Origin of the sequence: Rhodococcus ruber (assembly GCF_016804345.1) — a bacterium.
Lineage (GTDB): Bacteria > Actinomycetota > Actinomycetes > Mycobacteriales > Mycobacteriaceae > Rhodococcus > Rhodococcus ruber.
On record NZ_CP044211.1, the window covers coordinates 72,560 to 87,564 of the forward strand.

The window sequence follows — 15,005 nt, forward strand, 5'->3', positions numbered from 1 at the left end:
GGTGTCAGCGCGGCAGTCCCAGCACGCGACGGGCGATCACGTTCAGCTGGATCTCGATGGTGCCGCCGCCGAAGAGCACCGCGGGCAGACCGAGGTGGTCGAGCATGTGGCCGTCGTCGTCGGCGGCGCCGAGCGGACCGAGCAGCGAGACCAGTCCGCGCGAGCCGTCGCGTTGGGCGAGGGCGCTGAAGACCTTCTGCACGCTGATCTCCGCCCCGGCGTCGAGACCGGACAACCGGCGCAGCACGCTGCGCAGGTTCATCGCCGACAGGGCCATCTCACGGCCGGTGTTGCGGCCGAGGACGCGCAGTGCGTCGTCGCGGGCGGCGGCGTAGCGCCCCGACTCGACGACGTCGCGCACCCGCGCGGCCGCACCGTGCGCGAGCTGTGCGCCCATGCTGAGCCGTTCGTTGGCGAGGGTGGTCACCGCGAGGCGCCAGCCCTGCCCCGGTTCCGCGACCAGGCAGTCGTCGGGGACGAAGACGTCGTCGAAGAACACCTCGTTGAACTCCGCCCGCCCGGTCGCCTGTCGCAGTGGCCGCACGTCGAGCCCCTCGCTGCGCATGTCGACGAGGAAGTACGAGATGCCCTCGTGCTTGGGCGCCTCGGGATCGGTGCGCGCCAGGCAGATTCCCCAATCCGCCTCGTGGGCCATCGAATTCCACACCTTCTGTCCGGTGAGGACCCAACCGCCGTCCACCTTGCGGGCGCGGGTGGACAACCCGGCGAGGTCCGAGCCGGCGCCCGGCTCGCTGAACAGCTGGCACCAGACGATCTCGCCGCGCAGGGTGGGAGTGACGAAACGCCGCTGCTGGTCCTCGGTGCCGTGCCGCAGCAGGGTGGGCAGGGCCCACTCGCCGATGACGGTGGTCGGTAGTTCGAGGCCGCGGCACGCGAATTCGTCCGCGATCACGGCCTGTTCGTGCGGTCCGGCCGCGAGGCCGTAGGGCCGGGGATAGTGCGGCGCGACGAGTCCGGCCTCGGCGAGCCGGGCGCGACGTGCCCCGCCGCGTGCCGGCGCCCAGCCGTCGCTGCGCACCGCGTCGTCCGGCAGTGCCCGTACCTCGTCGAGGACGGCGCCGGCCTGCGCACGCAGCTCCGGTAGCGCATCGGCTTCGACGAAGGAGAAGTCGCGCTCGCCCGACAGCGCGAGCTCACCGAGCCGGCGTGCCCAGACGTCCTCCGGGCCGGCGACGGAGGCGATCGACAGTGCCCGTCGCCAGTACAGGTGCGCGTCGTGTTCCCAGGTGAAGCCGATACCGCCGAGCAACGTGACGCATTCGAGCGCCACGTCGACGGCCGCCGGCACCGCCGTCAGCCCCGCCTGCGCTGCCGCGAGACGCTGCTGCTCCCGGTCCTGGCGCACCGAGCGGGCGGCGTCCCACGCCGCCGCGCGGGCGATCTCGCTGCGCACCAGCATCATCGCGGCCTTGTGCTGCACGGCCTGGAAACTGCCCACGGGGCGGCCGAACTGGTGACGGTTGCGGACGTGGTCGACGGCGGTGTCCAGTGCCCACGCCGCGATTCCGGCGGCCTCGGCGCCGAGCACCGTGTTGCCGATCAGCTGCACGTCGTCGTCGGCGATTGCCGGGAGCAGGTCCTCGGGTGTGATCGCCGCTGCGGACAGCCGCAGTCGTCCCACCGACCGGGTGAGGTCCACGCCGTCGGCGACCTCGACCTCCCCGGCCGCGGACGGCAGCCGGAACCACACGGGCGCGCCGTCGGCGGTGGCGCGCACGATCACCTCGTCGGCGCCCGGCAACCCGAGCACCGGCTCGGAGACACCGGTGACCGTCCATCCCCGCCCCGACGCGGTCGCGACGAGGCCGGGGGTGGTGACGGCGGCGCCGGTCGCGCCCTCGGCGAACCGCCGCAGCAGGTCCGCGACGAGGCCCTCGGGCGGGAGGGTTGCGACCAACGCCCCGGCCAGTACGGTCGGCACCCACGGGCCGGGAACGAGGGCGCGGCCGAACTGCTCCGCCACGACCGCGAGTTCCGGCAGTCCCGCCCCACCGCCGCCGTGCTCCTCGGACAGGTGCAGGGCGTGCAGGCCCTGCGCGACGCACGCATCCCAGATCTCCGGCCGCTTGCCCGCCGCCAGGTCGGCGAATGCGGCGCGGGTGCGTTCGATCGGGGCGTGGCGACGGGCGAGGCCCGCGACGGAGTCGGCGAGGTCGCGGTGGTCGGCGTCGAGTGCGATCGTCATGGCCTACATCCGTTCCAGAATCATGCACGTCGTGGCGGCGGACGCGCAGATGGCGATCATCGCGACCTGCCGGTCCCGGCGTTCGAGCTCGTCGATCGCGGTGGCCAGCAACCGGATTCCCGTCGCGCCGGCCGGGTGGCCGAGGGCGATGGCACCGCCGCCGACGTTGAGCACGTCCGGGTCGACCTCGAGCACCTCGGCGAACGACATCGGCACCGCGGCGAAGGCTTCGTTGACCTCGAACAGGTCCACGTCGGCGACCGTCATCCCGGTGCGGTCGAACAGCATCTGCGCCGCGGCCACCGGGCCGTCGAGCATGAACTCGGTGTCGCCGCCGATGACGCACTGCGCGAGCAGCCGGGCCCGCGGCGCCGCGCCGAGTTCTCGTGCCCTGTCCTCGGACATCAGGACCGCGGCGCTCGCCCCGTCGGACACCTGCGACGAGGTGCCGGCGGTGTGCAGGCCGCCCTCGATCGTGGGACGCAACCGCGCGAGCGCCTCCGTGCTGGTCTCGCGCAGTCCCTGGTCCCGGGTGACGGTGGTGCTGCCGTCGTCGCCGGGGACGGCGACGGGGATGATCTGCCGGTCGAACCACCCGGCGTCCCAGGCGTCGCGCGCCCGTTGCTGCGACCGCAGGCCGAACGCGTCGAGGTCCTCGCGGGCGAAGCCGCGGTGCCGGGCGATGCGGTCGGCCGCGGTGTACTGGTCGGGGGTGTCCACCGACCACGACGCCGGTCGCGGGGTGCCGGCGCCGGTGCCGACCTTGTAGGTGAGCGGGACCCGCGACATCAGCTCGACGCCGCACGCCAGGCCGACCTCGAGGGTGCCGAGCGCGATCTGCCCGGCGACGAGATGCACCGCCTGCAGCGCGGTGCCGCACTGGGCGTCGATGGTGGTGGTCCCGGTGTGGGAGGGCAGGCCGACGTGCATCCACGCGGTGCGGGTGATGTTGCCGAACTGCTCCCCGATCGGGGTGACACACCCGCCGACGGCCTGCTCGACGAGGGCGGCGTCGAGGCCGAGCCGGTCGAGCACGCCGCGTTGCGCGAGTCCGAGCAGCTCGGCGGCATGCAGGCCGGAGATCCAGCCGTCGCGCTTGCCGAAGGGGGTGCGTGCGGCATCGACGATCACGGGTTTCATGCGGGTACCTCCGGTCGGGTCCACTGCCGATTGTCGAGCCCGTGGACTTCGAGCCCTGATTCGTCGACCAGGCCGGGGCCGGCGGTGATCCGGCCGGTGAAACGGGACGGCACGACGGTCACCGCCACTTCGCGGCGAAGGCGTGGATCGCGCCGGTCACGCGGGTGACCTCCTCGTCGGAGAGCCCGTGACTCATGCCCAGCGTCATGCCGCGTTCGAACACCGCATCGGCCTCGGGCAGCCCCTCGTCGGGCACGCGGTGCTCGACGCCCGCCATCATGGGATGGCGGGTGATGTTGCCGCTCCACACGGTTCGGGTGTCGATGCCCTGCGCTTCGACGAACTCCTGCAGGTCACTGCGGGAGAACGGGGCGTCGGCGGAGACCGTGACGGGATAGCACAGCCAGGCGGTGTCGAGGCCGTCGGTTTCGACCGGTGTGCGGAAGAACTCGGGGTAGGCGCCGTATGCGGCGGTGAACTCCGCGAAGGTCTTGCGGCGCCGCTCGTAGTTCTGCGCGAGCTTGTTCAGCTGCACGACGCCGTAGGCGGCGCCGAGTTCGGACGGTTCGAAGTTCCACGGCAGCAGATCGAAGATGAAGTCGTTGTCGTAGTCGACCCCGTCCAGATCCTCCCGGAAGACGCGTCCACCCCCGTTGCCGAACAGGTTCGGCTCGGAGCGACGTCCCCAGCGGCGCAGCAGGAGTGCACGATCACGGGTCTGTTCGTCGTCCATCATGACCATGCCGCCGGTGCCGGCACACGTGATGATGTGGGCCATGGAGAAGCTGGTGACGCTCAGGTCGGCACGCGCGCCGGTGGGCGTGCCGTGCAGCCGGGCACCGAGGGTGTCGCAGGTGTCCTCGATCACCTTCAGGCCGTGCCGGTCGGCGACGGCCCGGATCGCGTCCCAGTCGGGGCAGTTGCCGGCGAGGTTCGGGACGAGCACGGCGCTGGTGCGGTCGGTGACCATCGCCTCGATCTTGGTGGCGTCGACGTTGAACGTGTCCGGTTCGACGTCGACGAAGACCGGTACCAGGCCGGCGCGCACGAGGGGCGCGACGTCGGTGGAGAAGGTCAACGGCGAGGTGATGACCTCGCTGCCCTTCGGCAGGTCGAGCAGCTCGACCGCGAGGTACAGGCCGGAGGATCCGGAGTTGCACATCACGCCGTACTGCTTCCCGGACAGCTCGGGGATGCGGCGTTCGAGCTCGAAGACGTTCTTGCCGATGCGCAGCCCCTGATGGCCGCTGCGCAGGACGTCGACCACCGCTCGGATTTCGTCCTCGCCGTGGGTGGCGCGGGCATAGGTGATGCGTTCGGTCATGTTCGGACTTTCTCTGGATGGGTGGTCGGTCAGTTGTCGGCGGAGAGCACGAGTGCGCTGTGCGGCACCGGGGAGCCGCCCGTGACCAGAACGTTCGACACGTCCTTGCCGGGCTGGTTCACCGACGTACCGCGGATCAGGCGCACGCCCTCGGCGATTCCGTTGACGCCGTGGATGTATCCCTCGCCGAGTTGTCCGCCGTGGGTGTTGACGGGCAGGCGGCCGTCGAGTTCGAGGTTGCCGTCCGCGATGAAGTCCTTGGCCTCGCCGCGGCCGCAGAACCCGTACTCCTCGAGTTGCAGCAGCACCATCGGGGTGAACGCGTCGTAGAGGATCGCGGCGTCGATGTCGTCCGGATCGATGCCGGCCTGATCCCACAGCTGCCGTGCCACCAGCTCGACCTCGGGCATCTCGTCGATGTCCTCGCGGTAGTAGCTGCTCATGGAGATCTGCTGGGGTCCGACGCCTTGCGCGGCGGCGGAGACGACGGCCGGCGGGTGCGGCAGGTCGCGGGCCCGCTCGGTGCTGACGATCACCAGGGCCTGGCCGCCGTCGCTCTCCTGGCAGCAGTCGAGGAGCCGCAGCGGGTCGGCGATCATCCGGGAGTTCTGGTGGTCGTCGAGGGTGATGGGCCGCTCGTAGAACCAGGCCCTGGGGTTGACGGCGGCGTGCTTGCGCGAGAGCACGGAGATGCGGCCGAAGTCGGCGCTGGTCGCCCCGTACTTGTGCATGTAGCGCCGGGCGAGGAACGCCTCCTGCTGGGCGGGGGTGAGCAACCCGTAGGGGTTGATCCAGTTGCGGTATTCCTGGTCGGTGTTGGCCGTGTAGGCGAACGGCGGCGGGCCGGCGCCGAACCGGGTGCCGGAGCGTTCGTTGAAGGCCCGGTAGACGACCACGACGTCGGCGACCCCACTGGCCACGGCGAGCGCCGCCTGCTGCACGGGTGCGCACGCGCCGCCGCCGCCGTGCGGGATGCGGCTGAAGAACGTCAGTTCGGGGATGCCGAGTGCCCGGGCGACCGCGATCTCGGGGTTGGTCTCCATCGTGAACAGCGCGAAGCCGTCCACCTCCTCGACGCCGATCTGCGCGTCCTCGAGCGCGGCGAGCACGCTCTCGCAGGCCAGCTGCCATTCGCTGCGCCCGGAGTTCTTGGAGAACTCGGTGGCGCCGATACCCGCGATCGCCGCCTTGCGGGCGAAACCCCCGCCGGGAATTGCCTTGCCGCTCATCGTGTCTGTCCTTCGTACGGTGCGACGGTGACCTCGGCGGTCACATGTGTTCCTCGGGCGTTGCGGCCGAGCACCTCGACGGTGACGGCGCCGGCGTCGACGCGGGTCACCGTCCCGGTCAGGCGCATGGTGTCGCCGGGAAAGTTGGGGACGCCCAGCCGCAGTGCGACGCGGCGGATGCGGGCGGCCGGCCCGGCCCAGTCGGTGATGTAGCGGTCGACGAATCCGTTCGTCGAGTTGATGCTCATGAAGATGTCGGGCGTGCCGCGCTTTTCGGCTGCACCCGGATCGTGGTGCACATCCTCGAAATCCTGGGAGGCGATCGCGGTGGCGACGATGGCGCTGCGGTCGAGCGGTAGGTCCAGTGCCGGCAGTTCGGTGCCGACGGACACGGTCGGCAGGCTCATGCGGCACCTCCGCCCGGAAGGCGCAGCTGCGGCAGGATTTCGCCGTGCGCGTGCTCGGCGAAGCCGACCTCGAGCTCCATGCCGATCCGCAGCCGGTCGTGCTCGACCCCGGCGATGTCGGCGACGATCCGGATGCCCTCCTCGAGGTCGATCAGCCCGACCGCGAGGGGATAGTCGAAGGACGGGTCCTTCGGGTGGTGGATCACGGTCCAGCTGTGCAGGGTGCCGCGGCGCGACGACTCGACGGTGTCCCACTTGAAGGAGCGGCACTTCGGACACGCCGGTCCCGGCGGATGCCGGAGTGCGCCGCAGTCGCTGCAGCGCTGGATCTCGAGCCTGCCCTCGCGGGCGGCTGCGAACCAGAACTCGTTGTCCTGGGTGATCGTCAACCTGGGAACGGCCGTCATCACGCCTCCTCGGTGGTGTTCGGGTCGAAGCGGAGCAACCGGAATCGCTCCTCGACGAGCAGGTCGCCGTGCTGGTTCTCGTAGCGCTTGTGCAGGGTGACGAAGCAGCCGCGGCCGAGGCCGGTGCGTTTGACCGGGGAGATCGACTCGATGGTGAAGTGCGCGGTGACGTGGTCGCCCGGGACGAGTTCGCGGTGGTAGTCCTGCTCGACGTTGGTGGCGACCACGGAGGTGAAGCCGTGCCGGTCCAGCAGAGTCATCAGCTCGGAGTAGGCGAAGTCCTCGGTCCGTCCTTCGGCGCGCAGCCGCTGCACCTCGCGCCAGCGCCGGTAGCCGGCCATCACCCACGTCGAGATCATCGCGGGCGGGCACACCACGTCCGGTCGTCCGGTCGCGCGGGCCGCGTCCCGGTCGACATAGACGGGGTTGTAGTCGTCGTGGGCCTCGACCCAGTTCCGGATCATCGCCTCGTCCACGGCGTACCGGGCCACCCGGGCGGGCTCGGCCACCCGCCCGACGTACTGCTCGAACTCCCGTTCCAACTCCTGTTCCAGCGTCGGCACGTCCGCACCACCTTTCTTGAGCAAGCGCTTGGTGCAGTACGGTAGGCGCGGATGCCCCGCCGGGACGGCCCGTTCCCACTCAGTTGGAACGGACGGCAGAAAACTCGAGCCGAACCGGCGAAACGGAAGGGAAATTGACCATGACGTCGGACCGACGCGACGAGATCATGCGGCTCGCGGCCGAACTCTTCGCAACCAAGGGGATCGCCCCCACGACGGTCCGTGACATCGGCGAACGCGCCGGAGTGTTCTCCGGCAGCCTGTACCACTTCTTCAGATCGAAGAATGCGATCGTCGCCGAGATCCTCAGCGGCTTCATGGCCGACATCGACCAGCGCTTCCGGCGCGTGGTGGAGACATCGACGAGCGCGCGCGAGACGGTGCGCGGCCTGATTCGGCAAACGCTCGCCGTGATCGAGGAACATCCCCATCCGACGGCGATCTACCAGCAGAACCGGCAATACCTGCGCGACAACGGCCTGCTCGACGTCGTCGACGCGCCGTCACGCACGGTGCGCGACTACTGGCTCACCGCCCTCGCCGCCGGTGTCGCCGACGGCAGCTTCCGCTCCGACATTCCCGCCGAGGTCTTCTACCGCACCGTGCGGGACACACTGTGGGCGAGCATGCACTGGCCGGGACGCGACGACTACACGACGGACGAGTTCACCGACCTGCTCGTCGCGCTGTTCTTCGGGGGCTTCGCGGAGGAGAAATGACGCCGTGTTCGCGGGCGTGGTGCTACGCCCCGTCGGGCCGGGCCGACGGCGCCGGCGTCCCCGCCTGGGCATCCAGGAGCGCGTCGATGCTGCCGGATCCCAGCCCGAGTTCCGCCAGAACCTCGCGGGTGTGCTGCCCATGCTGGGGCGCCGGGCGCGCCCCGGTGTACGTCCCGTCCCAGCGCAACGGGGAGCGCGCCGTCGGTACCGCACCGACACCGGGCTGTTCGACGCGTTCGATCACGGCATACTCGCGGGCGGCCACCTCGTCCATGGTCCGGTACGGCGCCCACAGCACCCGGCTGCCGGACAGTTCCTTCTCGATCTCGGCGAGCGTGCGCGCCGAGAACCACGGACGCAGGATCGCGGTGATCTCGTCCCGCGCAGCGTAGCGGTCGCCCTCGTCGGCGAATCGCAGCCCGCGATGCCGTTCGAGTGCCGCGAACACCTCGGCGGTGCCGGTGACCTCGACGAGCCCCCGCCACTGGGCGGCGGTGAGGCCGACGACCATGACGGCACGGCCGTCGGCGGTGGCGAAATCCGAGCCGTAGCTGCCGTACAGCGCGTTGCCCTGCCGCTCCCGGCCGGACCCGCGTTCCTCCGCCTCGGCCAGCCAGCCCATGCTCGCGACCGCGGACACCGCGACGTCCTCGAGGGCGAGTTCGAGGTAGGCGCCCTCACCCGTGCGATCCCGCCGCCGCAGCGCGGCGACGATGCCCAGGGCCGCCTGCACCCCGGTGATCAGGTCCCAGGCCGGGAGCACGTGGTTCACCGGGACCGTCCCGTCGACGGGTCCGGTCATCAGGGGCAGCCCGACCGCGGCGTTGACGGTGTAGTCCACCGCCGGCGAGCCGTCGGCGTTGCCGGCGATGTGCAGGTGGATCAGGTCGGGCCGCCGTGCGGCGAGCACGTCGTGCGCGAGCCAGGGCGCGCGGGCCGCGTTCTCGAGCACGATGCCCGCCTCGGCGATCAGGTCGGTGACGACGGCGCGGCCGTCCTCGCTGCGCAGATCCACCGCGACGGACCGCTTCGCCTGGTTCAGGCCCGTCCAGTACAGGCTCGCCCCCGACCCCGCGAGGGGCCAGCGACCACCGTCGACCGCGCCACCGAGCGGGTCCACACGGATCACGTCCGCGCCGAGCTCGGCGAGGATGCGCCCGGCGGTCGGTCCGGCGACGAAGCTGGACAGGTCGACGACGCGCACCCCGTCGAGCGGGCGCGTCGTCATGCCACCCTCTCGAAGATCGCCGTCAACCCCTGCCCACCGCCGATGCACATCGTCTCGAGTCCGTACCGCGCTCCGCGGCGGTCGAGTTCGCGCAGCAGCGTGGCGAGGATGCGCACGCCGGTCGCCCCGACCGGGTGACCGAGCGAGATTCCCGAGCCGTTGACGTTGGTCCGCTCGAAATCGGCTGCCGTGAAGCCCCACTCGCGGGTCACCGCCAGCGCCTGCGCCGCGAACGCCTCGTTGAGTTCGATCAGGTCGATGTCGGCGAGCGTGAGACCGGCCCGCTTCAGGGCCTTCTCGGTCGAGGGCACCGGTCCGATGCCCATCTCGGCCGGTGCGACGCCGGCCACCGCCCACGTGACCAGCCGGCCCAGCGGTCGCAGGCCGAGCCGCTCCGAATGGGCGCGGGTCGTGACGAGACACGCTGCGGCACCGTCGTTCTGACCGCTGGCGTTACCTGCGGTCACCGTCGCCTCCGGGTCCTGCGCCGCCATGATCGGCCGGAGCCTGGCGAGGGTGTCGACGGTGGTGTCGGCCCGCGGGTGCTCGTCCCGGTCCACGACCCGGTCGTCACCCTTGCGCTGGGGCACGGACACCGGCACGATCTCCTCCGCGAACACCCCCGAGTCGATCGCCGCCACCGCACGCCGATGCGACTCGACCGCCAGTTCGTCCTGTTCGCGACGACCGATCCCGTACTTGCGGCGCAGGTTCTCCGCGGTCTCGAGCATCCCGCCGGGCACGGGATGGTTTCGCCCGCCGGCGGTCACACGGCCACGAGCGAGCCGGTCGTGCAGCGCGGCCGGCGCGCCCTTGGCGCCCCACCGCATCGATTCGGTGTAGTACTCGGCGCGGCTCATGGATTCGACGCCACCGGCGATCACGACGTCGGCCACGCCCGTCTGCACGCGCATCGCGGCGTCGAGCACGGCCTGCAGCCCGGACCCGCACCGCCGGTCGAGTTGCAGGCCCGGCACGGTCACCGGCAGGCCCGCGTCGAGCGCGGCGACGCGGCCGATCGCGGGGGCCTCCCCGTTGGGGTAGCACTGGCCGAAGATCACGTCGTCCACCGATTCCGGGTCGATCCCGGTGCGGGACATCAGCTCCGAGATCACCTGGGCGGCGAGGTCGGTGGCGGGCACGTCGACGAACACCCCACCGTACCGGCCGACGGGCGTGCGCAGGGGCTCGCAGATCACCACGTCGTCGGCGGTCGCATCAGTTGTCGTCATGTCGGAAGTCCCTTTCCCGGTCGGTCCAGTCCTGCGCCCACTCGCGCAGTTCCACGGCACGGATCTTGGTGCCGTTGCCGCCCACCGTCGTGGGCATCGCCTCGATGACGTGAATCATCGTGGGCACCTTGAACGCGGCGAGCGTTTCGGCACACCAGGCCTTCAGCGACGTCGCATCGAAGTCGGCCGGGGCGTCGTCGGCGGGGACGACGAAACCCACGGCCCGGGTGTAGCCGCCGTCGCCGGTGATGCCGACGACCTTGGCCGTCCGCACCCCGGGGTGCTCGGCCAGCCGGTGCTCGATCTCGGCCGGGTCCACGAGAAATCCCCGCAGCCGCAGCACGTCTCCCATCCGGCACACGTAGGTGCAGCCGCCGTCGCCGGTCGCGACGGCGAGATCGCCGCTGCGGAACCAGCCGTCGGCGGTGAACGCGCGCGCGGCGGCGTCGGGGTTGCCGAGGTAGGCGTCGACGACGTTGGGGCCGCGCAGTTGCAGCTCGCCCTGCTCGCCGTCCGGAAGCACCCGGTCGTCGAGCGGGTCGGCGATACGCACCCGGATCGCCGGATCGACCGGCCGGCCGCCGCCGTTCCAGCGCACCGACTCCGGGTCGTCGTCCGACCAGAGCAGGGTCAGCGCGAACACCTCGGACGAGCCGAACACCCCCGAGGTGTGGGCGGCGAACTCGTCGCGGGCCCAGCGGGCGATCTCGTGGGAGCGGCCGAGGAAGTCGGCGATGCCGAGCCACTTCAGTGCGGACAGGTCGGCGCGCACTTCGCCGTGCCACGTGTCGTACAGGCGTCCGAACAGGTCGTCGCCGCCGACCACGTGCGTCACGTGCAGGTGCTCCATGCGGCGCAGCGTCGCCGCCGCGTCGAAGACCGGCTCCATGAGCAGCGTGGCGCCCCCGGCGAGGGCGGCCATCGCGGTGCTGTAGCCGAACACGCCGGACACCGGCAGCACGCACAGCGCGACGTCGCCGGGGGCGACCCGCATGATCGCGGCGTCCGCGCGGGCGTGCCGCACCACCGCGGAGTCCCGGTGCGCCGCGAGCTTCGGGGTGCCGGTGGAGCCGGAGGTGGTGAACGCGACGGCCAGCGGATCCGCCGGATCGTCCTCCGTCCCGGCCGGGGTGGGCACGGCGGTGTCCGGGGTGTCCGGGACGCGCACCCCGCGGGTGTCGCCGCTGCCCGCCCACCAGGAGCCCGCGCCGAGATCGAATCCGGTCGGATCGCCGGCGTCGGTGCCGGGGCCGCCCACGACGGCGACCGCGGGGGGCGGCACCGCCGCGGTGCCCGCCGCGTCGCGCAGGGTGCCGAACAGGTCGAGCCCGTGGAAACCGGCCGCGACGGCCACGACCGCGGGCCGCGCGGCCGTGAGGATGTGGGCCACCTCCCCGGTGTTGTAGCGGGTGTTGACCCCGATGACGTGGGCGCCGAGCGCGGCGGCCGCGAACTGCCAGACGAGCGCGTCGGACCAGTTGGGGAGCAGGACGGCGACGCACCGGCCGCGCTCGACGCCGACGGCCTCGAGTTCGGTCCGCAGCGCCTGCGCGCGGCGGCGAAGCTCGGCCCGAGTGCAGGCCAGCAGCCGGCCGTCGGCGACGTCGTAGGTGACCACGGCGTCCGGATCGGCGGCGACGAGGTCGTCGAGGAAGGCGGCGAGCCCCGCGGTGGTCGTGGCGGTCACGACAGCACCTCCGTGGTGGCGGCACGTAGCTCGGTGAGCCAGGCGTCGGCGAGCGCGGCGAAGTCGTCGACCTCCTCCATCGGGTAGTGGCCGATGCCGTCGAGCCGGGTGAACCGTGCGCGGCCGGGCGAGATCTCGTTGATCCGGTCGGCGAGGTCCGCGACGGCGTCCGGCTCGAGCCACGGGTCGTCCGAGCCGACGACGAGGTGCAGGGGGCAGGTCAACTGCGACAGCCGGTCGCGGACGTCGTGGGTGCCCCAGCCGATGAGGTCGGACGAGGAGATCTCCGGGTCCTCCCGCTTGTGCATGAGGGCGATCCGGTGCGCCGTCGCGACGGGTACCGAACGCCCGACGGAGGCGAGGGTGCCGAGGTAGGTCCGTTCGGCGCGCGACGGCCCGGCGACGTCCTCGAGTTCGCGCCGCAGACCGGCGACGTTGACCCGGCCCGGAGCGGCCTCGGCCTCCATCGCGACGGCGCCGGCGAGCGGCCGCTCGGGCCGGGTGGCGAGCTCGAGGGTCAGCTTGCCCCCGATGGAGCAGCCGAGCACGTACGGCCGGTGCACGTCGAGCGCGTCGAGCAGCGCGCCGAGCCAGTCGCCGTAGGTGGTGAGGCTGGTGACCGGTCCGGCCGGGGCCGGCTCGGAGCGGCCGTGGCCGGGCAGGTCGGGCACGAGGACGCGGTAGCCGCGGACGGCGAGGTCGCGGGCGACGTGCCGCCACTGCACTCCGCTCTGGCCGGCGGTGTGCAGGCACAGCACGGTGGGCAGCGTGTCGGCGGCGGGAGTCCCTTCGGGCGTGACGATCTCGACGAACCCGAGGGCTCCGTCGATGTCCAGGTAGCGGGCCTCGATCATGAGCGGGCCTTTCTCGCGACGGCACGGGCGTGGCCGATGATCAGGTTCAGCGGCTTGGTGAGCCGGAGGTACTCGTATCCGTCTCCGGTGGCGGAGAATTCGCCACCGATCGCGCGGCGCATGAAGTCGTCGCGCGCACCGAGGACCAGGTCGACCCACAGGTGGTCGGGTGCGACGAACGTGAAGGTGGCACCGTGCGGGGTGCGGCGGGTGACGTCGACGATGCGGCCACGGTAGATCCGCAGGTGCACCTCGCGGTCGCCGCTGCGCAGGCCGACGGTGCCGTCCCATGTGGCCAGCGACGAGGCGAAGGCCGGATCGTCGGCGAGGCTGCCGCGCAACAACTCTCCCCACGCAGGGGTGCAGAAGTCGAGCTCGGTGGCGGTCGCGGCCGGCGAGTCGAGCTGCCAGGTCTCGGTCCCCTCCTCGCGGACGGCCCCGGCGGCGTCGAGCACGCGGACGAACCGCTCGGCGGTGGTGCCCTCGACGCGGGTGACGACGGCCTCCGACCGGATCCGGTCCACCGCCGTGACCGGCGCGATCGCGGTCCAGCGCAGCCCCGTGCGATGTGCGGCCGGCACGCGCGGGGTGAGTAGCTCGGCGGCCACGGTGCCGAGAGCGAGTGTGCCTGTGGGGAGGACGATTCCGGACTCTGAAAGCAGATCGACGGTCATCCGGACGGCGCCGGCGGTGCGATCGCCGACGCGGACGGTGTGCGATGTGGTCACGGTGGTGCTCATGCGGTTTCCGGCCTTCCGAGCAGCTCGTCGGAGATGATGCGCATCTGGATCTCGCTGGTGCCTTCGAAGATCTTCGTCAGGCGGGCGTCGCGCCAATGTCGTTCGACCTGGAAGTCGGTGGTGTAGCCGGCGCCGCCGTGGATCTGCACCGCCTCGCTGGTGACCTGCTCGGCCATCTCGGTGGCGACGAGCTTGCACATCGACGCCTCGAGCGAGCAGCGGCGTCCGGTGTCGATGTCGGTGGCGACGGAGTACATGAGCTGGCGGGCCGCCTCGATGTCGGCCGCCATCTTCGCGATCTTGAACCGCAGGTGCTGGAAGTCGCCGATGGGCCGGCCGAACTGACGCCGGGTGTGCACGTAGGCGATCGAGTCCTCGAGGGCCGCGCGGGCGAGGCCGATCGCGCGGGCGGCGGTGTGGGCGCGGCCGACCTCGAGCCCGGAGACGGCGAGGTAGAAGCCCTTTCCTTCCTCGCCGAGCATCTTGTCGGCGGGGATGCGGAAGTTGTCGAACGACAGTTCCCAGGTACTCCAGCCGAAGTAACCGATCTTGCGGACCTTGGTGCCCGAGATCCCCTCCGGGAAGACGCCGCGCTGCTTCTCGACGAGGAACGCGCTGATTCCCCGGTGCGGTTTGGCCGGATCCCTGTGCGGATCGGTGCGGGCGAACAGCACCAGGTAGTCGGCCTCGTCGGCGTAGGTGCACCACATCTTCGTGCCGTTGACGACCCATTCGTCGCCGTCGCGGACGGCCCGGCAGGAGATGTTGGCGACGTCGGAGCCGGCCTCCGCCTCGGACAGCGCGTACGCGCCGAGGTATTCGCCGCGGGCCACCTTCGGGAGCAGGGCTGCCTCCTGCGCGGGGGTGAAGCCGCCGCCCATGCCGTTACCGCGGGCGAGCAGCCCCGATACGCTCATCCAGGCCCGGGACAGTTCCTCGGCGACCAGGCAGTACTCGAACACGCCGAGGCCGAGGCCGCCGTGCTCCTCGGGGATCATGATGCCGAAGAACCCGATCTCGGCCATCTCCTTTTTCAGCGAGTCGGGGATGGTGCCCTGGACGGGGTCGAGTTCGTTGGCGACGGGCAGCACCTTCGTCATGGCGAAGTCGCGGGCGAGGTCGCGGATGGCGAGGCGCTCTTCGGTGAGGTACCGCGGGGTGTCGGTGCGCGGCTGCGACGGCCGGTGGGTCATTGGGGACTCCCTCGATGAACCAGAATCTGGTCATTAACGCTTGTTCACCCAGTAGAGCACGACGCCGACCACGCGT

14 protein-coding genes are annotated in these 15,005 nt (G+C 71.5%); 1 reads left to right on the forward strand and 13 read right to left on the reverse strand.

Going from position 1 to position 15,005, the window contains the following annotated elements:
* Window positions 1-4: 4 nt before the first annotated feature.
* From F1734_RS00360 to F1734_RS00390, 7 genes are all read right to left on the reverse strand, one after another.
* Window positions 5-2,206: an acyl-CoA dehydrogenase family protein gene (locus F1734_RS00360; protein ID WP_203011218.1), complete on the reverse strand. Its 2,202-nt coding sequence runs from the start codon at window positions 2,204-2,206 to the stop codon at window positions 5-7.
* 3 nt (window positions 2,207-2,209) lie between these two features.
* Window positions 2,210-3,346 carry a steroid 3-ketoacyl-CoA thiolase gene (locus F1734_RS00365; RefSeq protein WP_203011219.1) on the reverse strand — a complete coding sequence of 379 codons (1,137 nt, stop codon included), beginning with the start codon at window positions 3,344-3,346 and terminating at the stop codon, window positions 2,210-2,212.
* Window positions 3,347-3,464: 118 nt separating this feature from the next.
* Entirely contained in the window at window positions 3,465-4,670 is a 1,206-nt protein-coding gene (locus tag F1734_RS00370) for a DegT/DnrJ/EryC1/StrS family aminotransferase (RefSeq protein WP_203011220.1), read from the reverse strand.
* Window positions 4,671-4,699: 29 nt separating this feature from the next.
* Window positions 4,700-5,899 carry a lipid-transfer protein gene (locus F1734_RS00375; protein WP_010594072.1) on the reverse strand — a complete coding sequence of 400 codons (1,200 nt, stop codon included), beginning with the start codon at window positions 5,897-5,899 and terminating at the stop codon, window positions 4,700-4,702.
* Window positions 5,896-6,306, reverse strand: coding sequence for a MaoC/PaaZ C-terminal domain-containing protein (locus tag F1734_RS00380; RefSeq protein WP_040269882.1), 411 nt, complete (start codon window positions 6,304-6,306; stop codon window positions 5,896-5,898). The genes F1734_RS00375 and F1734_RS00380 overlap by 4 nt, the downstream gene beginning before the upstream one ends.
* Complete coding sequence (locus tag F1734_RS00385; protein ID WP_017680089.1) at window positions 6,303-6,713, reverse strand: Zn-ribbon domain-containing OB-fold protein; 411 nt, start codon at window positions 6,711-6,713, stop codon at window positions 6,303-6,305. Before F1734_RS00385 ends, F1734_RS00380 begins: the two co-directional genes overlap by 4 nt.
* Window positions 6,713-7,276: an FAS1-like dehydratase domain-containing protein gene (locus tag F1734_RS00390; RefSeq protein WP_010594075.1), complete on the reverse strand. Its 564-nt coding sequence runs from the start codon at window positions 7,274-7,276 to the stop codon at window positions 6,713-6,715. The genes F1734_RS00385 and F1734_RS00390 overlap by 1 nt, the downstream gene beginning before the upstream one ends.
* 140 nt (window positions 7,277-7,416) lie before the next feature.
* Here F1734_RS00390 and F1734_RS00395 point away from each other — a divergent pair, with 140 nt between their 5' ends.
* On the forward strand, window positions 7,417-7,995 hold the full coding sequence (locus F1734_RS00395) for a TetR/AcrR family transcriptional regulator (protein WP_010594076.1): 579 nt from the start codon (window positions 7,417-7,419) through the stop codon (window positions 7,993-7,995).
* 22 nt (window positions 7,996-8,017) lie between these two features.
* Here the strand turns inward: F1734_RS00395 and F1734_RS00400 are convergent, their stop codons facing one another.
* Genes F1734_RS00400 through F1734_RS00425 form a run of 6 tightly spaced genes read right to left on the reverse strand, consistent with a single transcriptional unit; the run spans window position 8,018 to window position 14,929 of the window.
* On the reverse strand, window positions 8,018-9,223 hold the full coding sequence (locus F1734_RS00400) for a CoA transferase (protein WP_203011221.1): 1,206 nt from the start codon (window positions 9,221-9,223) through the stop codon (window positions 8,018-8,020).
* Window positions 9,220-10,455, reverse strand: a complete 1,236-nt coding sequence (locus F1734_RS00405; protein ID WP_064065638.1) for an acetyl-CoA C-acetyltransferase — start codon at window positions 10,453-10,455, stop codon at window positions 9,220-9,222. The genes F1734_RS00400 and F1734_RS00405 overlap by 4 nt, the downstream gene beginning before the upstream one ends.
* Window positions 10,442-12,142, reverse strand: a complete 1,701-nt coding sequence (locus F1734_RS00410) for an AMP-binding protein (protein WP_064065637.1) — start codon at window positions 12,140-12,142, stop codon at window positions 10,442-10,444. Before F1734_RS00410 ends, F1734_RS00405 begins: the two co-directional genes overlap by 14 nt.
* Window positions 12,139-12,996, reverse strand: a complete 858-nt coding sequence (locus F1734_RS00415) for an alpha/beta fold hydrolase (protein ID WP_040269896.1) — start codon at window positions 12,994-12,996, stop codon at window positions 12,139-12,141. Before F1734_RS00415 ends, F1734_RS00410 begins: the two co-directional genes overlap by 4 nt.
* The gene (locus F1734_RS00420) at window positions 12,993-13,736 is read right to left on the reverse strand and encodes a hypothetical protein (RefSeq protein ID WP_140189020.1); all 744 of its coding nucleotides are present in this window, start codon (window positions 13,734-13,736) and stop codon (window positions 12,993-12,995) included. Before F1734_RS00420 ends, F1734_RS00415 begins: the two co-directional genes overlap by 4 nt.
* The gene (locus tag F1734_RS00425) at window positions 13,733-14,929 is read right to left on the reverse strand and encodes an acyl-CoA dehydrogenase family protein (protein ID WP_010594083.1); all 1,197 of its coding nucleotides are present in this window, start codon (window positions 14,927-14,929) and stop codon (window positions 13,733-13,735) included. Before F1734_RS00425 ends, F1734_RS00420 begins: the two co-directional genes overlap by 4 nt.
* Window positions 14,930-15,005 lie beyond the last annotated feature (76 nt).